Source organism: Bacillus shivajii (genome assembly GCF_020519665.1).
GTDB classification, from domain to species: domain Bacteria; phylum Bacillota; class Bacilli; order Bacillales; family Salisediminibacteriaceae; genus Bacillus_CA; species Bacillus_CA shivajii.
The window spans coordinates 3,250,338-3,274,705 of record NZ_CP084703.1 but is presented as its reverse complement, the minus strand read 5'-3'; the positions used below and the strand labels follow the sequence as shown (position 1 = coordinate 3,274,705).

Here is a 24,368-nt window from a genome sequence, read left to right as displayed (position 1 = left end):
TAATGCTTAAAAGCGTTTAATTAATGAAGAAAAAGTGGTGACAATCTAAAGATGATCGTATATAATAGTCGGTAACTGAAAAATGAATAAACAGACTGAGTAGCAGAGAGGAGTTTTTTGAATGGGTAATGATCAGTTAGAAGAGTTGAGAGACCAGTTGGATAATGTGAACCTCCAATTGGTAGAGCTTATTAATGAGCGAGCTAGGCTAGCGCAAGAAATAGGGAGAGTGAAGAGTGCACAAGGTCTGAATCGATTTGATCCAGTTAGAGAAAGGAAAATGCTTGATCTTATAGCTGCAAATAATCGAGGGCCTTTTGAAACATCCACCCTTCAACATATTTTTAAACAAATCTTTAAAGCAAGCTTAGAACTGCAAGAAGATGACCACCGTAAAGCATTACTTGTATCACGTAAAAAGCACCCGGATAATACAATTGTTAAGGTAAATCAAGAAACAGTTGGGGATGGGAAACAGCGACTCATTGCAGGTCCATGTTCTGTTGAAAGCTATGAACAAGTTGAAGAAGTTGCAAAAGCTCTTAAAAAGCAAGGTGTGAAATTCTTACGTGGAGGAGCATTTAAACCTCGGACATCACCTTATGATTTCCAAGGGTTAGGTGAGGAAGGCTTAAAAATATTAAAAGATGTCGGCCAGAAATATAATCTTGCGGTAATCAGTGAAATTGTTAGTCCTCATGATATTGAAATGGCATTACAATATGTAGATGTTATTCAAATTGGGGCAAGAAATATGCAAAACTTTGAATTATTAAAAGCTGCAGGAAGTGTAGATAAACCAGTCTTATTAAAGAGAGGTTTATCAGCAACGATTGAAGAATTTATAAATGCAGCAGAGTATATTCACTCTAAAGGGAACGGAAATATTATGCTTTGTGAACGAGGAATTCGCACATATGAAAAAGCAACTCGTAACACGCTGGATATTTCAGCGGTACCAATCTTAAAGCAAGAAACACATTTACCAGTTTGGGTTGATGTTACCCACTCAACAGGGCGTAGAGATTTATTACTGCCTACAGCGAAAGCGGCGTTAGCTATTGGAGCTGATGGTGTCATGGCAGAAGTACATCCAGACCCAGCAGTTGCGTTATCAGATTCAGCCCAGCAAATGGATATTCCTCAATTTGAAGAATTCATTACCAACCTTGCTGATTCAGGGTTATATAATAAAGAAAACGTAGCTATAACGAAATAAAGAGATTGTGACGAGAGTGTTCAAACATAGGACACTCTCGTCTTTCCTTTTTTAAGGATAAGAAAGTATAAAATTTTTGTCCTGGATAGTTGTCTAGCTCAGCGACGAACAATGCACCTTCGAATATGCGTTGAGCTGTGCCGACGGATAAGCAACCGAGAGAGACTTGTAGAGGAAGGCACAACGAGCACATCACGAGTAAGCTACGAGTTGTCTCGACGGACAGGACGTCCTAATGCCGCGCATGCCACAGGACGTGGCGTATGCGAGGTGGACGGACAGGACGTCCTAATGCCGCGCATGCCACAGGACGTGGCGTATTGCGCGGTGGACGGATACACTGCGAAGCAATACTAGCAGAGGAAGAGGCAGTTTTCATGGTCGATAAGCGAGGGCGCTTGCGCTTTTCTTAATACACGTCATATAAATAAATTGGTACTGTATGAAATTACTCTCTATTTGCCTAGAATAGAGAATATAGAATAGGTTTATTCTATAAGTAATGGCTTTTATTGTATAAAACTTCACGTACTAAGCCGATAATCAAGGAAAAAATAGGTCTTTTTTCGATAAAAAACGAGATTTTTCATGATATGCTCAAATCGTTGGGGCAAAATGCCGATATAATTAAAGAATTTGCGCCCCTTCTTAAAGTGTCGTATCATATCATTACGTTATGAAAGTATGAAAGCTAACAGTTGTTAATATATGAAGGAGGAGCAATAGATCAATGAATATTACAATTTACGATGTAGCACGAGAAGCTGGGGTGTCAATGGCGACAGTTTCCCGCGTAGTAAATGGGAACCCTAATGTAAAGCCAACAACTCGAAAACGAGTCTTAGAAGCGATTGAACGATTAGGATATCGTCCAAATGCTGTAGCTAGGGGATTAGCTAGTAAACGTACAACGACAGTTGGAGTCATCATCCCCGACATATCAAGCATCTTCTTTTCAGAGCTGGCACGAGGAATAGAAGACATTGCAACAATGTACAAGTATAACATTATTTTATGTAATTCTGACCAAAACAAAGAAAAGGAAATACACTTAATAAATACGTTGTTGGAAAAGCAAGTAGACGGCATTGTGTTTATGGGTGGGGAGATTACGGAAGAACATAAAGAGACATTTGAAAGGTCACCAGTTCCTATTGTGTTATCTGCAACAATGGATGATGCAAAGACTTTGCCATCAGTAAATATTAATTATGAACAAGCTACTTTTGATGCGATAACTGCACTTATTGAAGAAGGACATAAAGATATTGCCATGCTCTCAGGCACGTTAGAAGATCCAGTGAATGGTTATCAAAAATTTGCAGGATATAAGAGAGCATTAGAAAGTGCAGGTTTATCAATGAATGATGATTATGTTGTTATTGGCGATTACACGTATGATTCTGGTTTGGAAGCGATGGGGAACTTACTAAGCTTAAACAATAGGCCAACCGCGATCTTTGCATCGACTGATGAAATGGCATTAGGTGTCATTCATGGTGCACAAGATGCAGGTTATCATGTACCAAATGATTTTGAAATCATCGGTTTTGATAATACACGCTTAGCAACGATGGTTCGCCCAACATTAACCTCTGTCGTTCAACCGATGTATGACATTGGTGCTGTCTCTATGCGTTTATTAACGAAGCTGATGAACAAAGAAGAGGTTGAAGAGCACGCTGTTTTATTACCTCACCGAATCGAATATCGCCAATCAACAAAGATTGAACAATAAATAGAAACAAACGCTGTTTTGTACTATCAAAATAAAGGTTGATAGGATAACGACGAATATGGCTTTAATTCCACAAGAAGTGGTGACTTCTGTTTTGTCCAAAGGGTATGGATGTTCTTAGCAGAAGTTCCTTAAATCTGGCGATAAGCCAAGTTTTGTTTACACTATCGCTTTTTAAGAAATTGCGGATGATAGTATAACAGCAACTAAGCCTTTCGCCATTTAGATCTGGCGATAAGCCAAGTTTTGTTTACAGGGTTAGGGAGAGGATTATGAAGAAACTAGATTTGTTAACACCTATTGGTATTTTTATTGGACTTACCAGTATATTTGCTGCGGTATATATGAATGCAATTGAAGGCGGAGGAAGTATTGTTTTTCTTTTTCAATGGTCATCAATTTTTATTGTTTTAGGGGGGCTTTCGGCTGCAATTTTAGTAAACTTTTCTAATCATGATTTGAAGCTACTGCCGAAAGTTTTCAAAGAAAGCTTTAAAACAAGTAATAATAACTTAGAAGACTTGATCGGAAATTTTGTAGACTTGTCTACTAAAGCTCGTAGAGAAGGTTTATTAGCATTAGAGGCAGGAATCGAAGAGGTAGATGACCCTTTTATTGAAAAGGGGGTTCTTCTTGCTGTTGATGGAATTGAGCCAGATACTATTAAAGATATAATGATGGCCGAAGTTGTTGCAATGGAAGAGCGTCATCGTAAAGGGAGGCTTATTATTGAAAAAGCCGGAGAATACGCACCTGCTTGGGGAATGATTGGAACACTCGTAGGACTTGTTTTAATGCTGCAAAATTTAAATGATCCTTCAACACTTGGTCCAAATATGGCAGTTGCATTATTAACGACACTTTACGGGACGTTGTTAGCTAACTTAGTCTTTATACCAATGTCCAATAAACTAGCAAATAGTACGGAAGATGAAGTGTTTATTAAGCAGATTATTGTAGAAGGTGTTATTGGTGTACAATCTGGCCAAAATCCTAAAATTCTTCAAGAAAAATTAAGTGCTTTTCTCCCAAGCCAAAAGAAAGGTGAGGAAGAGGAAGAGGAGTCAGGAGAGAATTTAAATGTATAGAAGAAAACAAGGACGAACAGAAAAAGGTGCACCAAAATGGATGGTCACTTTTTCTGATATGATGACGCTCATTCTCGTTTTTTTCATACTTCTCTTTTCCATGTCCGTAGTAGATGCAAATAAATTTAGAGCTATTGCAGACTCGTTCCAAGAGCGAGCAATGTTTGAATTTTACCCGTCTCTTATACCTTTTGAAAACCCTGCAGAAGATCGGGATATAAAAGATGATCCTTTTGAGAAAGAAGCAGATCCTTTTGAGACCCACCTTGAACTTGAGGAAGAAGAAGTGGACCAACAACTTGATCAATTATTAGAAGAGGTACTAGAGTACTTAGAAGCCAATCAATTAACTGAAGAAGTTTCAGCAACGAGGGATGATCGCGGTGTTGTTCTAGTATTGCAAGAGCAAACATTATTTGAAACTGCTCGTGCTAACATTATTTCTGATGCTGAACCGTTCTTAGGGAAAGTAGGAACACTTTTAGAGACGATACCAAATGTTGTAAAGGTTGAAGGACATACAGATAGTAGACCAATTAATACAGCACAATATCCGTCAAACTGGGAGTTGTCTGGAGCTAGAGCAAGTAGTGTTATACGTTTTCTTGTAAATAACCATGATTTAGAACCAGGGCGTTTTATTTCTGTCGGTTACGGTGATACAAGACCAATAGCACCAAATACAACACAAGAGAACCTACAGCAAAACCGTCGAGTTGTTGTCGTTATCTCTGATCCTTCTTATCATGAAGGAGACTTATATTAATCTGTCGATTTCCGGGGGAATCTCCCGGATTTTCTTTTTATACATAACATGATCAATTCATACAGAATATGGCTTGTAGAGGAAGAGACAACAAACTTTGTCAGCACCATTAAATAAGATGAAGAAAGGGGAATAAAATATGAAAATTGGAATTATCGGTGCAATGAAAGAAGAGATTCAATATTTTAAAGAGCAAACAATTGATTTAAGAACTGAAGTTATTGGAAAGAAAGAGTTCCTTGTCGGGAGCTGGCAAGATCATGAAGTTGTAATTAGCCAAAGTGGTGTAGGCAAAGTAAATGGCGCAATTACGAGTCAAATGATGATTGATGTGTTTAAAGTAGAGGCGATTATTTTTACCGGTGTAGCAGGTGCCATGAATCCATCGCTTGAAATAGGTGATGTTGTTATTTCAACAAGTTGTCAGCAACATGATATAGATGCTAGTTCTTTAGGATTTGCGAAAGGGACAATCCCGATGTCAGGTGGTCCTTCTGATTTTGTTGCAGATGAAAATTTAGTTGGAAAAGCATATGAAAGTGCTAAAGAAGTATTAAAGGAAAAAAATAAAGTAATCAAAGGGAAAATTTTAAGTGGGGACCAATTTATATCAAATAAAGAAGAAGTGCGCGAGTTAAGAGATATGTTTCATGGGGATTGTGTAGAGATGGAAGGCGCAGCTGTTGCTCACGTTTCATATACAAGTAATATTCCGTATGTTATCATTCGTTCAATATCAGATAAAGCAAATGGTGATGCACCATCAAACTTTGAAAGCTTTGTCACTGAATCAGCAAAGAAATCAGCAGAAATCGTAGAAAGAGTCATTTCAAGCATTCAGCCTTAGTGAGAGTCTAACGATAAAAGCTCATTTAAAAGAAGAGGACAACTAATGGTTGTCCTCTTTTGTTTACTCGTTGTTAATCGGAAAGATTTTGACCAAGAAGTGTGGGATTCCACGTATTAAGTATGAACTGACTTTTTTACATTATGAATGTTTCTTCGGTTATAGTGAAATGATTATAAGTGCGCTTCATTAATAGGCTTTAACCCATTTTTTAGTGTACGTTCATTCTTTTTATTGATTTCCTCTTTGCGAGGAATATTCGGATATATGTTCCGATCGTCGTACCACGTTTTTGGTAAATCATAAAGTGCATCTTTTTGCCAACGATTTATCCATTCACTTGGAATAGGTTGCTTTGTTAAATGAGTCTGTTCAGTCATTGCTAGCCATATTAGTGACCAAGCTCTCGGTACAACTCTCCATATATCATAACCACCACCGCCTACAGCAATCCATCTTCCTTCACAATACTCATGGGCTAAATCATGAGCAAGCTTTGGAATTTCGTGATAAATGTTCATCGTACCACACAGATGTGTAAGAGGGTCAAAATGGTGGGCGTCAGCACCATTTTGAGTCAAAATAACATCAGGGTTAAAGTATTCAATAATTGAACGAAAAGCCTTTTCATATGAAGCTAAGAAGGAGTCATCTTCAGTAAATGCTTCTAATGGAATATTAAATGAATAGCCGTGGCCCTCTCCATGTCCACGTTCATTGACATTGCCCGTACCTGGAAATAAAAACCGTCCATTTTCATGAAGAGATAATGTACATACATTGGGGTCATCATAAAATGCCCATTGTACACCATCGCCATGGTGAGCATCTGTATCAATATATAGTACTCGTGCTTTATATTTATTTCGTATATACTGAATCGCTATGGAACTATCATTATATACACAAAAGCCAGATGCTTTTCCGCGGAAGCCGTGATGAAGGCCTCCGCCTAAATTTAAAGCGTGTTTGTATCCATGTTCAAAGATAAAGTCAACAGCAGTTAACGTTCCCCCTACTAGCCAAGCAGCTGCATCATGCATGTTCGAAAAGGAAGGTGTATCTTCTGTACCAATTCCATAAGTTGTCGCAAATGAAGAGCGGTGCTTACCATTACTTGCTTCTTTTACCGCTTCAACATATTCACGGTCGTGAACAAGTAGGAGTTCTTGATCGGATGCTTTTCGAGCTGGAAACATCGACTGCTCCTGTAACGCACCAATTTCTTTTAATAAATCATTAGTAATGACTAATCGTTTTTGGTTGAATGGATGATTTTCGTTAAACTTATATGCGAGTTGTTCTGGAGAATAAATATAAACAGCTTCATTACTCATGATTTCAACTCCATATCGATTGGCCATACAACATCATATTGTTCATTAGTCAGTTCTTTGGATAACAAACGTAAATCCATTGTTTGGAGCCGGAAGACTAATATTTTTTTATTAGGATCTTTCGCAGGGTAGACGAGGGCACTTTGAATATTGATATTGTGTTTTTTTATAATTGATGCAATATCACTAAGCATTCCTTTTTTATTAGGCACTTTTACTTCTAACCTTGAAGTGGGTTGATCCGCTCCAGTTAGTGTAACAAGTGTTTGGAGCAGGTCTGTTTCTGTAATAATTCCAATAAGCTTTCCTGCATCTTCAATGGGAAGGCAGCTTATTTGGTGTTCAATCATTGTATTTGCAGCTTCTTCAACAAAATCATAAGGAAGAGCGGTCAATACATCACTTATCATGACCTTTTCAACAGATGTTAAGAGAAGTGATTCATTATTTTCTTGGAAAATGGACGGACTGGCTTCTTTTAAGTCTCGATCAGATATAATACCGATTATTTCATCACTTTCATTAACTATCGGAAGGTGTCTAATCCGGTGCTGTTTCATTAAATTTAGTGCTGCTTGAATGGAAGTATTTTTTTGTATATAGATCACATCTTTTTGCATGATATCTTGAATGATCATGAATATAACTCCTTCCTTTTATATGGTGGAAAGTAACTGCGCGATTCATATACTGTTTTGTTTATTTCTTTAAAACATATATTTGTGTTTAAAACGGACTCGGTTAAATTCATGAACAGCTTCTGGACCAACTCTTTTTCCGATCCTTGCCATCAAACAATTAGCAGGGTGCGAACAGATTTCTGGATCATCGGTTGCATACCATTCTAGTCCACCTGATTTCATGACTTTTTCCATGACATCACGATATTGCCATACGGTAAGACCAGTTCCCTTTAAGTCCCAATGCCAATAATATTCGGTCGTGATGATGATGTAATCTTCCATTGTGTCATCCATCATAGAAACTTTTAGAAGGTGCTTTGCTAGTTTGTAACCACGGTAATTTGCAGAAACTTCAATAGCACCAAGTTCTAACAAATTGTCTAATTGGACTTCTGACCATCTTTCTAGGGGATCAGGGAATAAATATATCGCATAACCTATAATTTTATTGTTTTCTCTTGCTATAATAATTCTACTTTCAGGCAACTCTGCTACTTTTAATAAGGCTTCCTTTTGTTTTTTTGGTGGACGAAAAGCGACGAGACCTTCATCAAATTCATGTGAAGCTAATTCCTCTTTTTGAATGGGACCTTCAACTATAAATTTTTCTTCTTTCACTAAAATTTGTAAAGATTTGTAATTTTTTTTATGGTTCATGCGCATTCCACCTTCGTCAATCTTAAAAAATGCATTTTGAAAAAAGAAGTTGTAGTATCACTATAACATAATTAAGAAAATTCAGAGAAGGGGAGACGAGTAAAGATGTGATTAATCATGAAAAAAGACATGAATCTTTTTGATCCATGTCTTCTTTAAATAAATTATTCATTATTTTCTTCTTCATCGTCACCGTTCTCATCATCGTCACCGTTCTCATCATCGTCTTCATCGTCTTCATCATCTTCGTCTTCGTCTTCCTCATCGTCATTATCGTTATCATTGTCGTTTTCATCTTCTTCGTTACCATTATTGTTGTCACTGTCATCTTCTTCATCTTCATCTTCATCTTCGTCTTCGTCTTCACGTGTTCCGTTATCATTGCCAGACCCTTGATCATTCTCATCATCTCTATCTTGTTCAGGATCTTCATAAGTGCCGATAACGACTTGTTCGCTAGGTGCTGATTCTCTGCCGGCCACATCAACTGATGTGACATAGTAAGCTCCTGTGTTTCCAGAATAGTTTAATGGTTCATCCCAAATAACACTGTCTACTAAGCTGAAGGTTGCTCCTTCAGATGGAGAATAGTAGACACGGTAACCGATGACATCTCCTTCATGATGCTCATCCCAAAGAATTGAGTTATCTGATACCGCTAATGATGTTAGTGGATCTGGTGTTTTTTCATTGTCAGGTGCATCTTCGTCAGGTATCAAAGTATCCCAACTATCTGGAATGTACTCTGATATATCTCCATCTTCAGCAAAGTCGAAGTATTCCTCTTTAACTGAAATTCCTTCTTTCGTAAATTCTGCTGGAGTAGTCTCTAATGCTTTATATAAGCTGTCGTCCACTCTAACATAATTGACTCGTTCAAGGCTATCATCAACTTCAGTTGGAACAAATTGTGAGTTAAATAAGTCTTCTGTTACTAAGCCTGCTTCACGGCATAGGTCAGATGGTAATTTACCCGAAATTCCACAAATCGATTGACGAACAATCCCACCAGGTGATTCAAATCGCTTTGAAGGTGCAATTAATTCTTGGTCAATGTCATAAATCGCATTTGCCAGTCGTGCCCACAACATTTGCGTACGTTGTCCATAGCTGTATCCATGAGCATTTTCAATTCGATCGTTATTATCATAACCGATCCAAATACTTAATGTTACGTTAGGGTTTAAGCCGACAAACCAATAATCCCAAGGACCACCTGTTGTCCCTGTTTTACCTGCCCAATCAGCTGAAAAGTTTAATTGACTAGGAAGGCCAGAGGCGGTACCAGGAGAACGTAATACATCTCTCATCATATCGATCATTAAGTAGGCAGTTTGTGGAGTAAATACTTCAAACTCTTCTGGTTCATGTTCATAAAGTAATTCTCCATTTGAGTCTTCAATTCGTTCGATCATATAACTATCAACGCGATTTCCTCCATTACCAAATAAAGAAAAAGCATTTGTATTTCTTTCTATCGACATTGCTAAAGTACCTAGCGTTGTTGCTTCATATGGTTCATTTCCACCAAAATAACGTTCGAATCCCATATTAATTAACGCTTCTTGTGCAACCCCGTGCTCTACTTTTCTAAACTCTCTAACTGCAGGCGTATTTCTTGAACGCTGTAGTGCCTCTCGAGCAGTCATTAGTCCTAAATAACGATTATCAAAGTTTGTAACAGGTTGTCCGTGAGGATATTCTGTCGGAACGTCTGGGGTAATAAAACCCGGCTGAATTGCTCCAGTTTCAAACCCGACACCATATGTTAATAATGGTTTCATTGTTGAACCAGTTTGTCGAGTTGACTGTGTGGCGATATTATAATTTAATTTTTCATAGTCGCGCCCTGCTACAAAACTAATAATTTTTCCAGTGTGGTTTTCTTGTAAAACAGAAGAAGCTTCTTCTAGATAAGTGATTGTTTCTTCTTCACCTTCATCGTTTGTAATGGTTTTTTCTTTGGTGCGACCAAAGTATTCATATTCTGCAACGACTTGGTTGTGTGCATCGTAAATGTCTTTATTAATCGTCGTGTGAATACGGTATCCATCTCTGTGTAATGAACGGTGAGCTTCTTCACGATAACGGTTTATAAGCAGTTGTCTTTGATCATCATCTTCAATTTCTTCAATGTTTATCTCATCTTGTTCTATCAATACATACATTAACTTATTTATTGCACGTCTTCTTACTTCATCAGTAATAAAAGGATACTCATCTAAACTAGAAGGTTGTGGTTCAGCTAAGTTTTCACGAATGTCATAAGCTAGTGCTTCTTCTAGTTCTTCATCAGTAATATAACCTCCTGAGTGCATACGATTTAAAACCGTTTGCATTCGGTTCAATCCTGCATCAAAGCTTTCTTTTTGTACACCTTGGGATGTAAATGGTGTATAAGCAAAGGGGCTTTGAGGTAGACCGGCTATAAAAGCAGATTGTGCAATATTTAACTCAGAAACATCTACATCAAAGATTCCTTGAGCTGCAGATTGAGCACCTGCTATTTGCCTTCCAGATGCATTTCGTCCAAATGGAACGACGTTTAAGTATGCTTCAAGTATCTCATTTTTTTCAAAGAAGTTTTCAAGTCTCATTGCTAGTAATATTTCTGCTGCTTTTCGGTCATGGGTCACTTCACTCGTTAAAATTTGGTTTTTAATAAGTTGCTGTGTGAGTGTACTACCACCCGTTTGTGTTGATGCATTAGAAAAGTCTTGATAGACTGCTCGTAATAAGGCTTTCGGCACGATTCCGTCATGCTCAAAAAAATATTCGTCTTCTGTTGCAATGACAGCGTTAATTAGATGTTCAGAAACATCTTCTAGACCGACTTCACGTCTTTCTAAAGGACTAGGTAAGTCACCTAAATAGATTTCATCTGCAAAGAAGATTTCTGTTGCTTCTTCATAGTCATATATGTCACGTTTCATGTCATCATAGCTTCGGATAGGTTCATCTTTAACTAGTGATGCGAAATAACCTGCTCCAGCACCACCTACAAAAAATAGAGCCATGAGTCCGAGAATAGAAAATATTAAAAATAAGTTCCAAAATACACCAGAGGTCACTCTGACGCCCTTCAAAACAGTTTGCGACTCTTTTCTTTCTATCAATTTACGAAATGAATATTTCTGATCACTCATATTTTAAAACCCTCCTAAAAAGTCATGAATATTATAGCATACAAAAAGTCCGAATATATATATGAACGTGTAAAATCTTAAACAGAAGTTGACAATAAATATAAGAATATGATAAAAATGTGTAATGATAAGTGTTCTTGGTCTAGAGAAAGTATTAATAACTGATTTTAAACAAATAAATAAGGTCACTAGACGTTGAATTGGAAAAAGTAGTTTTCGTCTCACTGTCTCAGAGAATCGGTGGATGCTGCGAACCGGAACAAAGACGTAAAATGAATTACTTCCTTGGAGTCTTTTCCTGTCATAAATCATTTAATTTATGCTGGAACGCGAAATGAGGCGTTATTCATCGAGCCGGGAATATTTTTATTCCAATCAGGGTGGTACCGCGATCAACTCGTCCCTACTTTTAGGGAACGAGTTTTTTGTTTTTCATTAATTTAATATTTAAATATGAGGTGACGAAAGATGGCATTATTAGAAGATTTACAATACCGTGGGTTAGTCAATCAAATGACAGATGAAGAAGGGTTAACAGAGTTACTCGAAAAGGAATCCGTCACACTATATTGCGGATTCGATCCAACCGGAGATAGCTTACACATCGGCCACTTATTAACGATCTTAACGCTAAGACGCTTTCAATTAGCTGGTCATAAACCACTTGCATTAGTTGGTGGTGCAACAGGACTTATTGGCGACCCAAGTGGTAAGAAAGCGGAGCGGACGTTAAATGAGGAAAATACGGTTGAAGAATTTAGTAACAAAATCAAAGGACAGCTTTCTCGCTTTTTAGACTTTGATGGAAATAGTGGAGCGAAACTTGTTAATAACTACGAGTGGATTGGTTCAATGTCAGTCATTGATTTCCTTCGCGATGTCGGGAAAAACTTTGGGTTAAATTACATGCTGGCGAAAGATTCTGTAGAATCTCGAATTACTTCTGGTATTTCATTTACCGAATTCAGCTACATGATCCTACAATCCTACGATTTTTATGAACTATACAAAAATGAAGGATGTAAGCTTCAAATTGGCGGCAGTGACCAATGGGGGAATATTACTGCAGGACTAGAGCTCATCCGTAAAATGTATGGTGAAGAAGAGGATGAAAAGGAAAAAGCATTCGGATTTACGATTCCCCTTGTAACAAAAGCAGATGGTACGAAATTTGGTAAAACTGAAGGAGGTGCTATCTGGCTCGATCCAGAAAAAACGTCACCATATGAGTTCTACCAATTCTTAATTAATACAGATGATCAAGATGTCATTAAGTTTTTGAGATACTTCACATTCTTATCAAAAGATGAAATTGACGCATTAGAAGTTGAATTACAAGAGCGTCCGCATGAACGAGCAGCTCAGAAAAAATTAGCAGAAGAACTAACAAAATTTGTTCACGATGAAAAAGCATTAGAACAAGCAGAAAACATTTCTTCTGCATTGTTTGGTGGAGGAGATTTGAAGAGCCTTTCGGCAGACGAAGTACTTCAAGGTTTTAAAGACGTTCCTTCTCATACGGTTGAAGAAGAGGGGAAAGGTCTTATTGACCTACTTGTTGAAGCAAACATTTCACCCTCAAAACGTCAAGCTCGTGAAGATATTAAAAATGGTGCAGTATATATTAATGGGGATCGTTGCCAAGAAATGGATAAAACAATTAGTAGTGACGATAAAATCGATGGTAAGTTTACAATTATTCGTCGTGGAAAGAAAAAGTTTTTCTTAATTCGTTACGCAAATTAAATATTATTATGTTCGTAGCCCGAAGTAACAGTTGTAGTTACTTCGGTTTTTTTTGTTGTGAAACGGTGAATATGGAATAGGAAATGGAACTTAAGCGTTCATGGAGCCTGTGGAGGAGAAAATAATTATGAATGTTGTTATGAAGCGTTCGTGGAACTGTAGATGGTGAAACAGATGTAGGTAGGCGCCATAATGAGTTGCAGAGCTCATGTAGGTGAAAAATGAATAAAGATCACTATGAAGTGTTTATGAAGCACGTAAAATTCATCACAAAAGGATGTGATTTAGACAATCGATATTTGAAAATATGAGAACATAAAAAACCACAGCCATAATGACTGTGGTTTTCGTAATCAACCTATTAACGAGAGTAGTACTCAACGATAAGCTGTTCGCTGATTTCAGCAGGTAATTCACTACGCTCAGGAAGGCGAGTGTAAGTACCTTCTAATTTCTCAGCATCGAACTCTAAGTAACCAGGAACGAAGTCTGTAACTTCTACAGATTCTTTCACGATATCAAGGTTACGAGATTTTTCGCGGATACCGATAACTTGACCAGGTTTAACACGGTAAGATGGAATGTCAACACGTCCTCCGTCTACAGTTACGTGACCGTGGTTAACAAGCTGACGAGCTTGACGACGAGTACGTGCAAGACCTAAACGGTAAACAAGGTTGTCTAGACGAGACTCAAGAAGGATCATGAAGTTTTCACCATGGATACCTTCACGGTTACCAGCTTCTTCGAACAAACGACGGAATTGACGTTCGTTCATTCCGTACATGTGACGAAGCTTTTGCTTCTCTTGAAGTTGTAGTCCGTACTCAGACATTTTTTTACGTTGATTTGGACCATGTTCTCCTGGTCCATAAGGGCGCTTTTGAAGCTCTTTTCCAGTTCCGCTAAGAGAAATTCCTAGACGGCGGGAAAGCTTCCAGCTTGGTCCTGTATAGCGAGCCATAATTAGCTCCTCCTTTATTATTTATATTCTGTGAAAATAAATAACAGTGGTAATCCCAATCATATAGTCATTTTATTTTCATGCACCCTCGCCTCGACAGCTAGAGGTTACACGGTACACCTCGTATATAACGGGAATAAAATGAACAATATGCTGTTTACCTTGGCTGTCTTATTTGCACAAAGAATAGTGTATAATTTTTTGTAATAGAAGTCAAGGGCATTGTGAAAAATGCATCTTAGGAGTCATCGTGTAAAAAAACTCACCAGTTGGTGAGTCTTTCGATTAATTATTTCGTTAAGTAATTTTGTAACGTAGAAACAAATAGTTCTAATCCTTTTTCATCAACTTCTGAAAAGCGGTTCTTTGATGGACTATCAATATCTAGCACTCCGTATAGGGTGTCGTTAACAATAATTGGAACAACGATCTCAGAGTTTGAAGCGGCATCACAAGCGATATGACCAGGGAATTGATGCACATCTTCCACACGTAGTGTTTCTTTATTTTGAGCAACGGTACCACATACACCTTTTCCTGATTTAATTCTTACGCATGCTGGTAACCCCTGAAAAGGCCCTAGGATAAGCTCTTCTTCTTTCCATAAATAGAATCCTACCCAGTTGACATCATTTAAAAATTGGTTAAGAAGAGCAGAGGCATTACTTAAGTTAGCGACATTATCTGTTTCTCCCTCTAATAGTGCAGCAAGTTGCTTTGATAAAAACTTGTATTGTTCTTCTAGCGAGCCTTTGTATTGTTCAACTTGAAACATTTTCATTCCCCCATTATTTTTTATATAGCTTGCTTTCATAAATAGTTATGTGAAACTCGAATAAACCAACGGAGACGACTCCACCATTAAAAATAGCAAAGAAGACACCATGAAAGCGAACAAAGTGAAGCTTTCATGGATGTCGCACTTGTGCCCAGAGGTGCAAAGAAGACACCATGAAAGCGAACGAAGAGAAGCTTAAAAGGATGTCGCACTTGTGCCCAGAGGTGCAAAGAAGACACCATGAAAGCTAAAAACGTCGACCTGGAACAAAATTCGAATGTTTCACATCCTTATAAAAGCAACAATTTTTTATGAATCCTTTTCCTAAAAGATTATAAAAATTTACTATTTCCCTTATTGAAGATGAATTATATCATGGTTTATAAAATATTTAAAAAATCAAAACTTATGTCGATAAATTTATAAAGGAATTTTCGCACTTTCTGATGAATTTACATAGTAAATGACGTTATGTTGAACAAGAAAGAATAATATCTTGAAAGGTGGTGGATTCTCGTGAAAAAACAAGCATCAAAAGAAAAGATGATGAACGCAGCAATTGAACTATTCAATGTCAATGGTTATAGCGGAACGTCAGTTCGCGATATTGCAAATAAAGCAGAAGCAAATGTCGCATTAATCTCTTATTACTTCGGTAGTAAAAAAGGGTTGTTAGAACATTTAATGACTAGCTTTCTTGAAGGGTACCTTTCATCAATAGAGACTCAAGTACATATGGCTAAATCAAAAGAAAGTGAAGTTTATGATTGTTTGCTGCAAGCAATATGGGACGGTATGGTCTATCAACAGGAGAACCTCCACCTTGCTCGTTTTGTTCATCGTGAAATTACCTTAGACTCAACATTGATTCGAGAATTAATGACAACGTATTTAGCTAAAGAAAAACATTTATTTCAAACGTTAATGAAAATTGGTTATGAGAATGGAGAAATTGCACAATTACCAAGCTCATATTTTGTTTTACAACTCCGTGGAATGATGACGATGCCATTTTTACATCCGCAATATATTCGAGAAGTGTACCATCTTATGCCTCATGATACGAACTTCTTAGATGAATACTTTACGGAATTAGCAAGGTGGGTAGCTTCTCATTTCAAAGAAGAAGTTAAGAATTAATAAATAGATTGACGTAAGATTTCCCACCCTTGTCCAAGCCCATTCGAGCTGTGAGCATCTGAGCCATATACTAAGGGAATGTTTAATGCTTTTGCTTCTTTTATCCATCGTTCGGGAGGGTAGGGTTCTTTACAATAAGGCTTTATAATGCCTGCACCATTTACATCAAGAGTTAGATTGTAATCCTTCATTTTATTTAATGTTTTATTCATGTATTTTGAGTCATCAAATTGACGAGGGAATAGCTCTTGGAATTTCCTTACAAGTGTTATATGGCCAATTCTTTTTGGTTTGTATTTACCTAAATCACAAGAAATTGATTTTTCAATCGTATCGTAATAAAGTTCGTAAACGTCTTTTGTAGACCCGAGTGATTTTTGTAAGTGGTGAAATGAGTGCTCATCAAAATCTAAGCAAACGTAATTGACACTTGTGATTTTCAAAAAATGCACGGATAAAATGCTGTCATCGAGGTGCTGCCCCCATTCGTTTAGGAAATCTGTAATTTCCTCTTCGAACCCTTCGATATAATCGACTTCTAACCCGACGTTAATTTTTATTTGCCCATCATATTTGTCTTTTAACTCGTTTAGGTCTTTTATGTAAGAGTCGAGATGTCTTTTATCCATGGCACTGTCTTTATCTGGTACTGGATCAGAAAAGCTTTTTGGAAGTGGTGCATGTTCTGTAAATGTCATTTCAGTGTAGCCAAGCTGCAATGCTTTTTCGACGTATTTTTTTAGTGTGTCATTTGACCCGTGTGGACAATAAGGTGTATGAATATGCCCGTCATATATACTCATATTTATCAACTCCAATGAAAAAAGATTCAAAAATCCTAAGAAAATTGAAAGAAAAATCATCCAAAGATGCTCTTTCCATGATATTATAAAGGGGAAGAAATTTATCAAATTTAGATAATTTTTGTATTTTCCTTAGGGAATTTGTATATTGAATGAAATGATGATATTTTTCAAGAGAAAACGATCACTGTCGTTTTCTTTCACGTTTTTTTATAACAAAAAAGGGAATAAGCACAAAACAAATTAGTGGAGGAGGCCTCATATGTATGCTTATATTATATATGGATTAATTGTAGTTTTTGTATGTATCGTTGTTTATGGGGCGTGGTCACGGAAGCGAATCTATAAACAAGTCGACCGCATTGAAAATAAAAAGGTTCAATTAATGAACAGACCAGTTACAGAGGAATTATCAAAGATAAAAGGGTTAAAAATGTCGGGTGAAACGGAAGAACGTTTTGAACAGTGGCGTTCTAAATGGGATGAGATTATTACTGTCCAGCTCCCAAATATTGAAGAAAAGTTATTTGATATTGAAGAGCTCGGAAATAAATACCGCTTTGGTAAGGCCAAGTCAGTAATTATATCGGTTGAGAAAGATCTTGAACGTATTGAAAAGCATATCGACGAAATGGTTGCCGAAGTTGACCAACTCATACATAGTGAAGAACAAAACCGTGAGAATATCCATAAAGTGAAGGACTTATATGACGAGACAAAAAAGAAATTATGGGTACAAAAAGGTACGCTTGGAAATGCAAGTCAAGTCATCGAAAAGAATTTAAAATGTATGCAAGATGAGTTTACACAGTTTGAACAACATATGGAAGAAGGAAACTACTTTCAAGCAAAAGAAATTCTTGTAAGTCTTGAATCAACATTAAATGAAGCGGTTGAGTCGATGGATGAAATTCCGCAATATCTCGTACTCGTTGAAAAAGAATTACCGAAACAAGTTCAAGAATTAGAAAACGGATTAGAAGAGATGGAAGAGGATGGATATGTATTGGAGCATTTCTCCTTTTCATGGCAAATAAAAGAAATGAAAAGGCGATTATTTGCTTTACTACCTCTTATAGAAAGCCTAAAACTAACTGAAGTAAAAGAGCCAGTAGAAGCGATTCAAAATGAGATTGATGAAATTTACGAAAAGCTTGAACACGAGGTATTATCACGCAATTTTGTTGAGAATGAAATTGCTGAACTTGAAGTGTTGACTGAACAATTGCCACATCAGTTTCAGGAACTAAGAACAGATACTGAAACGGTAAAATTAAATTATCGCCTTCCAGAAGACGAAGATAAAAAACAGTTAAAAATGGAAAAACAATTAAAGGATCTTTTGAGCCAGTTTAGTGTCATTAAAGACGCTGCAGAAGAAAAGAAGCAATCCTTTACGTCACTTCGAAAAATGATTCAAACTTTTAGAGAAGATGCGAATGCATTTGAAATAGAATTAAAGGAAGCGAAAGAAGGGCTTAACCACTTAAGAAGTGATGAAAGAAAAGCTTCTGATATGATCGGTGAATTACGGAACGAACTATTGACTGCCCAAAAAAAATTACACAAAAGTAATTTACCGGGTGTTCCAGAAAGCTTACTTTACAAAATGGATGAAGCCGAAAAATTACTTGGCCAAGCTTCTAATAAATTAAATGAAATACCTTTATCACTTGACGATGTATTAAATAAAGTGAATGAAGCGAAGGAACAAGTGAAAAATTGTGTAGAAAAGCTTTATGCAACGATGGACGATGCGAACTTAGCAGAACAAGTTATCCAATATGGGAATCGTTATCGTAGTCAAAATAATGATTTAAATATAAAACTCCTTCAAGCAGAAGATAAGTTTAGACAATATCAATATGATGAAGCGTTAGAGATTGCATTACATGCTGTTGAGCCTGTGGACCCTGATGTACTAAAAAAAGTTACAGGTAAAAAAGAACTTCAAGAAACTTATTAGTGAAGGAGATTATAGAGTTGAAGAAGAAAGTATTAGTATTATCAAGTGTACTTATTTTATGTGCAACTGTTTGGTCATTTTTACTCCTAACGGTTTTACAACCAAGTGAAAAGCAAGTGTCTTTTGATAGAGAAAATAATAATGGAATCACGGATATAGTTAATAAGGAAAATGAATCTATTGCCGTTGATGAGAGTGAACATTCTCAGGAAAATAATAATAAAGAGAATGAACGTAATAATTACGAGTTCATTCGTTTAGATGATATAGGGAAACGGGGGATTCATAAAGGAGATTTTGATCACATTGCTCCAGATAAACTCATCTCTGTAGATGTATTACTAGAAGAAGTTCTAGCCTTAGCTGAAAGTGATTAAATGAATAGGATATAAGAAAGGCTGACACAAAGGACACTTAATAGGTGACTTTGAATGTCAGTCTTTTTTTATATTATCAGGTTTTAAAATTGTTTAGAGCGTATTACAACACAGAGAGCATGAGCAGATGTCGTACTTGTGCCAATAGGGGCAAGCGTCCGCTTTGGGCAATTCATTAAATCAACAACGAATGTGGATTCACGAATAAACTATGTGCTGTGCCGACGGATACACAACCTAGAATGGTAGGTACAACGAGTAATTCCGAAATGAACAGGCTAAAAACTGGATATTTATGTTAAAATAGCTGCAGGTTAGCGTTAGGAGAGGGCGGAAATTGACTGTTTTTTTCTTTTACTTAATATTAAATAGCTTATTTTGTGTAGTTCTTACTTATGTTCATGAAACAGGCCATTATATCATGGGCCGATATATAGGTATACCAAAAGACAAATTGAACATTGAAATGAAAAAATTCCCACCTCATGTTGCCATTAAAAAAGAAGGTGAGTTCATATCACCCGTGCGGTATGAACAATATATAGAGGCTTATTTTGAGTACGATCCTGAAGGTTACTATTCATATCGTTTTATTAATGCTGGCTTCGCTTCAGAATTTGTATTTATTGTTATCCTATTTCTAATTTTTAACCTTGTTCTTGAGATACCAGTACTCAGTATCTCATTAATTTTGACATCATTAGTTGTGTATATTGTATATTTGGTAATCAGTATCGTCATGACAGTAAAAACTAAAAATCCGTGGGGAGACTTTGGAGCTATGTGGAGGATATCGAAACCGCTTTCATTTTGTATCATCACTTTATTTATAATCATGAAATCCATACTTCTTATATATTCAATTTCAAATGTTTAATAACTGATATAAGTTAGTTGAGAATTTAATTAAAGAAGAAATTGTTTACGCTATATTAAACGAACTATTGATTATAAAAGGGACGAAGAGCAGTCTTCGTCCCTTTTTCTATGCGATTTATACTGTGGTTTTGGTTGTGAATGTTGTTTAGTATTTGAATTTATCAGTGTCTCTTTAATAAATGGTTTTTATTTATTTTTCTTTCTTGGAAAGAAAATAACCAATAAGCGCACCGATCAAAGCAGGGATAATCCATGCAATACCCATCTCACCTAACGGCAAGCTTACAATGAATTCAGAAAGGTTCGCAAACGTTTCTGTATTGCTTAAGCCATCTGGAATACTAACGATTGCAGCACCGATTACAGCACCTTTGAATACACGAGAGTCTTCATTGAAAGTATTCTTAAAAATCGTCAGAACAATGAGTACGATTGCTACAGGATAAATCATGATTAGCATTGGCAATGAGAATTGAAGAAGTTGCGTTAATCCCATATTCGCCATTAATAAACTGAATAAAGAAATGACCCCAATTGTTACTGTATAAGGGAAGCGAGGTGCGACTCGCTGAATATATTCACCAAAGGCAGATGTGAGCCCTACAGAAGTTGTCAAACAAGCAATTGTAATTACGAATGACAGAAGAAGTAGCCCTATAGTACCTAATAGTTGATCAGCAATTCCAGTTAAAATAACTCCACCATTTGCTTGATAACCAACAGTTTCAACACTTGTAGATCCTAAGAATGCAAGGGATAAGTATACGAGCGCTAAGCCAATTCCTGCAATGACACCAACTTGAATCGCTTTTTTTGTTGTCTCCTCAGTTGAAGTGATACCACGCTCTTTCATACGAGCAATAACAACGATACCAAATACAAGAGCAGCAATGGCATCCATTGTAAAGTAACCTTCTTGGAACCCAGTAAAAAATGCAAATTGTTCATATCCACCAACTGGTGACTCTGGGGATCCTAAGGGGGAAATGATTCCTGTAAAAGCTAATACCCCTAACAAAATAACAAGAAGTGGTGTTAACCCTTTACCGATACGTCCAACTAATTTCGATGGATTTAAACTAAGCCAGAAAGTAAGACTAAAGAAAATGAGGGTAAAAATAAATAATGATAACGTAGATGCTCCGTTTGTTAAATATGGCAATAACCCAATTTCATATGCAACAGACCCTGTTCTAGGAATTCCAAATAAAGGTCCGATTGCCAAATAAACAACTAATGGAAAGATAATTGCAAATAATGGTCCTACTCGTTCAGAAACTTTCTTAAGATCTCCACCAGATTTTGCAATTGCAATAATTGCAAGGATCGGTAGCCCCACACCTGTAACTAAAAATCCGATTGTTGCTGACCAGACGGAAGTTCCAGCTTCTTGTCCAAGCGCAGGAGGGAAAATGAGGTTTCCAGCACCTAAAAATAACGCAAACATCATAAAGCCAATCGCTAATGTTTCGTTTCTAGATAATGTCTTATTGTTCATCGTGATGCCTCCCTATCACACTGTAGTCTGTTTATCATGGTGAAATAAAATGTGAAACAGGGTGTGTAAGCGCTTTCCGGAATGGCTAAAAGTATGAATACGCATTTACATGTACACGTTAACGTTCTTATTTATTTCCCATGATGAACTGTTTGGTTCGAGATTTTATTTTCTTTTAAAAATATTGTCGAATTGAATTCTACCATAGAAATAAAGATTGTAAAGAGTGAAAATTATAAGAAAATAATTCTTTTCAGAAAACTCCTTACTATAACAAGAAAGTTAAATTTATTGAAGATTTTTCTCATTGCCATATTGTTTTTAATTATGGTAAGATAGATTGTTGCAGAGATAGAGATATTAAGGGATTTAAAGGAGCTTTTGCGATGATATATTTCGATAATAGTGCGACGACAAAACCTTTCGAGGAAGTCGTTGAAACATATACAAAAGTGGCAACAGAATATTTTGGTAACCCTTCATCCCTTCACCCGCTAGGGAAATCGGCAGAACGATTGTTAGTTCAATCGCGTGATCGCATGGCCAAGCTATTACAAGTGAAACCTAGTGAAGTATTGTTTACTTCAGGTGGAACTGAAGGTAATAACCTAAGCATTAAAGGAACGGCCAAGCAATTAAAAAACAGGGGTAATCATTTAATAACGACGAATGTTGAACACGCTTCAAGCATAGAGGCGTTTCGCCAACTTGAAAGAGAAGGATTTCGTGTTACTTATTTGAAAGCAGATCATACTGGGAAGGTCAGTAAGGAACAAGTAGCAAGTGCAATAACTGATGAAACAATTTTAGTCTCAATGATTCATGTAAATAACGAATTAGGAAGCATTCAGCCGATTGAAGAAATTGGTGAAGTATTAAAGAAATATCCAAAAATTATTTTTCATGTTGATCATGTTCAAGGAGTAGGAAAAGTCCCGTTAAATTTCTCGCATTCACTTATCGACTTATGTACATTATCAGCTCATAAATTCCATGGAATGAAAGGGACTGGATTATTATATATTCGTGATGGAGTCACAGTTTCTCCATTATTATCAGGAGGAAGTCAAGAGCGGGGCTTTCGTGCAGGAACAGAAAACGTTCCGGGCGTAGTAGCGATGGTGAAAGCATTAAGAGTGTGTCTCGATAAATCGGATGATATAAAGAAGATACAACACATTAAAAACGAAATTCGTTCTTTCTGTCAAAAGGTAGATGGGATAGTCATTAACTCTCCAGAAGATGGTGCTCCACATATTTTAAATCTGTCTGTACCGAAAGTGAAACCGGAAGTGGTTGTTCAAGCTTTAGCTGAAAAAAACATTTATGTATCGACAAAATCAGCTTGTTCATCGAAGCAATCAGAGCCGAGTCATGTTCTTGAAGCGATAGGCTTAAGTGAGGAAATTGCATCAAGTGCGATTCGAATTTCTTTATCTTATGACAATACGATCGAAGAAGCGAAGCAATTTATGGTAGAGTTTCAAGAAGTTGCTTCATCATTAAAAAAGGTGGTTGAAAAACAGTGAACTATAACCATATATTAATCCGTTATGCCGAGTTGGCATTGAAAGGGAAAAATAGAAAAAGTTTTGAACAAAAGCTTCAATCAAATGTTCGAGAAGCGTTAAGAAGTTTCAAAAATGTTAAAGTAAAACGTTCATTTGGTCGTATGTTTATTGAATTAAATGGTGAAAATGAAGAAGCTGTATCAGAGAGATTGAAAGATATTTTTGGTATTTATTCATTTAGTCCAGCGCTAAAATTAGAGCTTGACCAAGATAAAATTAACGAAGCTTCGTTATGGGCGATTAAAGATGCGTTTCCTAATGAAAAGGGAACATTTAAGATGACTGTAAAAAGACCAAATAAACAGTATCCTTATCGTTCCCAAGAATTAAATCGTACAATTGGCGGCTACATTCTAAAAAATACTGATAATATTACAGTAGATGTTCATAACCCTGATGTTGAAGTAAAAGTAGAAATTCGACAAGAAGCTGCTTATATAATGTGTAAAACGACAAAGGGAGCGGGTGGACTTCCTGTCGGTAGCAGTGGGAAAGTCATGCTTATGTTATCTGGAGGGATTGACAGTCCTGTCGCAGGATATTTGGCATTGAAACGTGGAGTGGAGCTACAGGCAATCCATTTCCATAGCCCTCCATTTACAAATGAAAGAGCTAAACAAAAGGTTGAGGACTTAGCTCGCGTTTTAACAAAGTATGGAAGTTCAATAAAATTGCATATTGTACCATTTACAGATGCGCAAAAAGCCATTCACCAACAAGTTCCCGATAACTATGAAATGACAATTATGCGTAGATTCATGTTACGGATTGCGGAAAAAGCTTCGTACAAAAATGAAGCAATCGCTATTGTAAATGGTGAAAGTTTAGGACAAGTAGCTAGTCAAACATTAGAAAGCATGCACACAATAAATGAAGTTACGAATATTCCAGTTTTACGTCCACTTGTAACGATGGATAAAGAGGAAGTCGTTGATATATCCAAAAAAATTGGAACTTACGAATTGTCAATTTTACCTTTTGAGGATTGCTGTACAATCTTTTTACCACCACAAACAAAAACAAAGCCAGTTCGTGACAAGGCCAATCATTTTGAAACAAATTTAGATATCGATCGTTATGTAAATGATGCTGTTGAAGGCATAGAGACAATCGAAATCACCCCAGAAACAGATATTGATCAAGAGTTTGAAGAGCTCTTTTAATT

21 protein-coding genes and 1 other annotated feature are annotated in these 24,368 nt (G+C 36.7%); of the genes, 13 read left to right on the top strand and 8 right to left on the bottom strand.

Annotated elements, in window-relative coordinates; all coding sequences use genetic code 11:
* Positions 1-121 precede the first annotated feature (121 nt).
* The 6 genes from LGQ02_RS15885 to LGQ02_RS15860 all read left to right on the top strand — a co-directional run bounded on the left by LGQ02_RS15885 (position 122) and on the right by LGQ02_RS15860 (position 5,658).
* Positions 122-1,219 (top strand): bifunctional 3-deoxy-7-phosphoheptulonate synthase/chorismate mutase, encoded by a 1,098-nt coding sequence (locus LGQ02_RS15885; protein WP_226515320.1) that lies wholly within the window; start codon positions 122-124, stop codon positions 1,217-1,219.
* Between the two features lie 263 nt (positions 1,220-1,482).
* Positions 1,483-1,632 (top strand): hypothetical protein, encoded by a 150-nt coding sequence (locus LGQ02_RS15880; RefSeq protein WP_226515319.1) that lies wholly within the window; start codon positions 1,483-1,485, stop codon positions 1,630-1,632.
* A gap of 317 nt (positions 1,633-1,949) precedes the next feature.
* Positions 1,950-2,957, top strand: a complete 1,008-nt coding sequence (ccpA, locus tag LGQ02_RS15875) for a catabolite control protein A (RefSeq protein WP_226515318.1) — start codon at positions 1,950-1,952, stop codon at positions 2,955-2,957.
* Between the two features lie 272 nt (positions 2,958-3,229).
* Positions 3,230-4,045 (top strand): flagellar motor protein MotP, encoded by an 816-nt coding sequence (gene motP / locus LGQ02_RS15870; protein ID WP_226515317.1) that lies wholly within the window; start codon positions 3,230-3,232, stop codon positions 4,043-4,045.
* On the top strand, positions 4,038-4,811 hold the full coding sequence (gene motS, locus LGQ02_RS15865) for a flagellar motor protein MotS (RefSeq protein WP_226515316.1): 774 nt from the start codon (positions 4,038-4,040) through the stop codon (positions 4,809-4,811). Before motP ends, motS begins: the two co-directional genes overlap by 8 nt.
* Positions 4,812-4,950: 139 nt before the next feature.
* A complete protein-coding gene (locus tag LGQ02_RS15860) occupies positions 4,951-5,658 on the top strand; it encodes a 5'-methylthioadenosine/adenosylhomocysteine nucleosidase (RefSeq protein ID WP_226515315.1) in 708 nt (235 codons plus the stop codon).
* A 173-nt stretch (positions 5,659-5,831) separates the two neighbouring features.
* Here LGQ02_RS15860 and LGQ02_RS15855 read toward each other — a convergent pair whose 3' ends face one another.
* From LGQ02_RS15855 to LGQ02_RS15840, 4 genes are all read right to left on the bottom strand, one after another.
* Positions 5,832-6,995, bottom strand: a complete 1,164-nt coding sequence (locus tag LGQ02_RS15855) for an acetoin utilization protein AcuC (protein WP_226515314.1) — start codon at positions 6,993-6,995, stop codon at positions 5,832-5,834.
* The gene (locus LGQ02_RS15850; RefSeq protein ID WP_226515313.1) at positions 6,992-7,633 is read right to left on the bottom strand and encodes an acetoin utilization AcuB family protein; all 642 of its coding nucleotides are present in this window, start codon (positions 7,631-7,633) and stop codon (positions 6,992-6,994) included. The genes LGQ02_RS15855 and LGQ02_RS15850 overlap by 4 nt, the downstream gene beginning before the upstream one ends.
* Before the next feature lie 69 nt (positions 7,634-7,702).
* Positions 7,703-8,335, bottom strand: a complete 633-nt coding sequence (locus tag LGQ02_RS15845) for a GNAT family N-acetyltransferase (RefSeq protein WP_226515312.1) — start codon at positions 8,333-8,335, stop codon at positions 7,703-7,705.
* A gap of 164 nt (positions 8,336-8,499) precedes the next feature.
* The gene (locus LGQ02_RS15840) at positions 8,500-11,481 is read right to left on the bottom strand and encodes a transglycosylase domain-containing protein (protein ID WP_226515311.1); all 2,982 of its coding nucleotides are present in this window, start codon (positions 11,479-11,481) and stop codon (positions 8,500-8,502) included.
* A gap of 186 nt (positions 11,482-11,667) precedes the next feature.
* Positions 11,668-11,889: a binding site (T-box leader), on the top strand.
* Between the two features lie 60 nt (positions 11,890-11,949).
* Here LGQ02_RS15840 and tyrS point away from each other — a divergent pair.
* Positions 11,950-13,227 (top strand): tyrosine--tRNA ligase, encoded by a 1,278-nt coding sequence (gene tyrS / locus LGQ02_RS15835; RefSeq protein WP_226515310.1) that lies wholly within the window; start codon positions 11,950-11,952, stop codon positions 13,225-13,227.
* A gap of 361 nt (positions 13,228-13,588) precedes the next feature.
* On the opposite strand, the gene rpsD is transcribed toward tyrS, so the two are convergent.
* Both rpsD and LGQ02_RS15825 read right to left on the bottom strand, forming a co-directional pair.
* Entirely contained in the window at positions 13,589-14,191 is a 603-nt protein-coding gene (gene rpsD, locus LGQ02_RS15830; protein WP_226515309.1) for a 30S ribosomal protein S4, read from the bottom strand.
* A 289-nt stretch (positions 14,192-14,480) separates the two neighbouring features.
* Positions 14,481-14,966, bottom strand: coding sequence for a GAF domain-containing protein (locus LGQ02_RS15825; protein ID WP_226515308.1), 486 nt, complete (start codon positions 14,964-14,966; stop codon positions 14,481-14,483).
* A gap of 519 nt (positions 14,967-15,485) precedes the next feature.
* Between LGQ02_RS15825 and refZ the strand changes: the two genes are divergently transcribed.
* Positions 15,486-16,109, top strand: coding sequence for a forespore capture DNA-binding protein RefZ (gene refZ, locus LGQ02_RS15820; RefSeq protein ID WP_226515307.1), 624 nt, complete (start codon positions 15,486-15,488; stop codon positions 16,107-16,109).
* Here refZ and hisJ read toward each other — a convergent pair.
* Entirely contained in the window at positions 16,106-16,912 is an 807-nt protein-coding gene (gene hisJ / locus LGQ02_RS15815; RefSeq protein ID WP_226515306.1) for a histidinol-phosphatase HisJ, read from the bottom strand. The genes refZ and hisJ overlap by 4 nt on opposite strands.
* Before the next feature lie 262 nt (positions 16,913-17,174).
* Here hisJ and ezrA point away from each other — a divergent pair, with 262 nt between their 5' ends.
* From ezrA to LGQ02_RS15800, 3 genes are all read left to right on the top strand, one after another.
* Positions 17,175-18,878: a septation ring formation regulator EzrA gene (gene ezrA, locus LGQ02_RS15810; RefSeq protein ID WP_226515305.1), complete on the top strand. Its 1,704-nt coding sequence runs from the start codon at positions 17,175-17,177 to the stop codon at positions 18,876-18,878.
* Between the two features lie 17 nt (positions 18,879-18,895).
* Positions 18,896-19,255 (top strand): hypothetical protein, encoded by a 360-nt coding sequence (locus LGQ02_RS15805; RefSeq protein ID WP_226515304.1) that lies wholly within the window; start codon positions 18,896-18,898, stop codon positions 19,253-19,255.
* Positions 19,256-19,592: 337 nt separating this feature from the next.
* Positions 19,593-20,132: a hypothetical protein gene (locus tag LGQ02_RS15800; protein WP_226515303.1), complete on the top strand. Its 540-nt coding sequence runs from the start codon at positions 19,593-19,595 to the stop codon at positions 20,130-20,132.
* A gap of 192 nt (positions 20,133-20,324) precedes the next feature.
* Here LGQ02_RS15800 and brnQ read toward each other — a convergent pair whose 3' ends face one another.
* Positions 20,325-21,632, bottom strand: a complete 1,308-nt coding sequence (gene brnQ, locus LGQ02_RS15795; RefSeq protein WP_226515302.1) for a branched-chain amino acid transport system II carrier protein — start codon at positions 21,630-21,632, stop codon at positions 20,325-20,327.
* A 386-nt stretch (positions 21,633-22,018) separates the two neighbouring features.
* On the opposite strand from brnQ, the gene LGQ02_RS15790 reads away from it, so the two are divergent.
* A complete protein-coding gene (locus tag LGQ02_RS15790; protein ID WP_226515301.1) occupies positions 22,019-23,161 on the top strand; it encodes a cysteine desulfurase family protein in 1,143 nt (380 codons plus the stop codon).
* On the top strand, positions 23,158-24,366 hold the full coding sequence (gene thiI, locus LGQ02_RS15785) for a tRNA uracil 4-sulfurtransferase ThiI (RefSeq protein ID WP_226515300.1): 1,209 nt from the start codon (positions 23,158-23,160) through the stop codon (positions 24,364-24,366). The genes LGQ02_RS15790 and thiI overlap by 4 nt, the downstream gene beginning before the upstream one ends.
* Positions 24,367-24,368: the final 2 nt, after the last annotated feature.

Bases quoted from the DNA above. Each gene is read 5' to 3' on its own strand.
- LGQ02_RS15885 (WP_226515320.1), top strand. From the start codon at position 122: ATGGGTAATGATCAGTTAGAAGAGTTGAGAGACCAGTTGGATAATGTG.
- LGQ02_RS15880 (WP_226515319.1), top strand. From the start codon at position 1,483: ATGCGAGGTGGACGGACAGGACGTCCTAATGCCGCGCATGCCACAGGA.
- ccpA (WP_226515318.1), top strand. From the start codon at position 1,950: ATGAATATTACAATTTACGATGTAGCACGAGAAGCTGGGGTGTCAATG.
- motP (WP_226515317.1), top strand. From the start codon at position 3,230: ATGAAGAAACTAGATTTGTTAACACCTATTGGTATTTTTATTGGACTT.
- motS (WP_226515316.1), top strand. From the start codon at position 4,038: ATGTATAGAAGAAAACAAGGACGAACAGAAAAAGGTGCACCAAAATGG.
- LGQ02_RS15860 (WP_226515315.1), top strand. From the start codon at position 4,951: ATGAAAATTGGAATTATCGGTGCAATGAAAGAAGAGATTCAATATTTT.
- LGQ02_RS15855 (WP_226515314.1), bottom strand. From the start codon at position 6,995: ATGAGTAATGAAGCTGTTTATATTTATTCTCCAGAACAACTCGCATAT.
- LGQ02_RS15850 (WP_226515313.1), bottom strand. From the start codon at position 7,633: ATGATCATTCAAGATATCATGCAAAAAGATGTGATCTATATACAAAAA.
- LGQ02_RS15845 (WP_226515312.1), bottom strand. From the start codon at position 8,335: ATGAACCATAAAAAAAATTACAAATCTTTACAAATTTTAGTGAAAGAA.
- LGQ02_RS15840 (WP_226515311.1), bottom strand. From the start codon at position 11,481: ATGAGTGATCAGAAATATTCATTTCGTAAATTGATAGAAAGAAAAGAG.
- tyrS (WP_226515310.1), top strand. From the start codon at position 11,950: ATGGCATTATTAGAAGATTTACAATACCGTGGGTTAGTCAATCAAATG.
- rpsD (WP_226515309.1), bottom strand. From the start codon at position 14,191: ATGGCTCGCTATACAGGACCAAGCTGGAAGCTTTCCCGCCGTCTAGGA.
- LGQ02_RS15825 (WP_226515308.1), bottom strand. From the start codon at position 14,966: ATGTTTCAAGTTGAACAATACAAAGGCTCGCTAGAAGAACAATACAAG.
- hisJ (WP_226515306.1), bottom strand. From the start codon at position 16,912: ATGAGTATATATGACGGGCATATTCATACACCTTATTGTCCACACGGG.
- ezrA (WP_226515305.1), top strand. From the start codon at position 17,175: ATGTATGCTTATATTATATATGGATTAATTGTAGTTTTTGTATGTATC.
- brnQ (WP_226515302.1), bottom strand. From the start codon at position 21,632: ATGAACAATAAGACATTATCTAGAAACGAAACATTAGCGATTGGCTTT.
- LGQ02_RS15790 (WP_226515301.1), top strand. From the start codon at position 22,019: ATGATATATTTCGATAATAGTGCGACGACAAAACCTTTCGAGGAAGTC.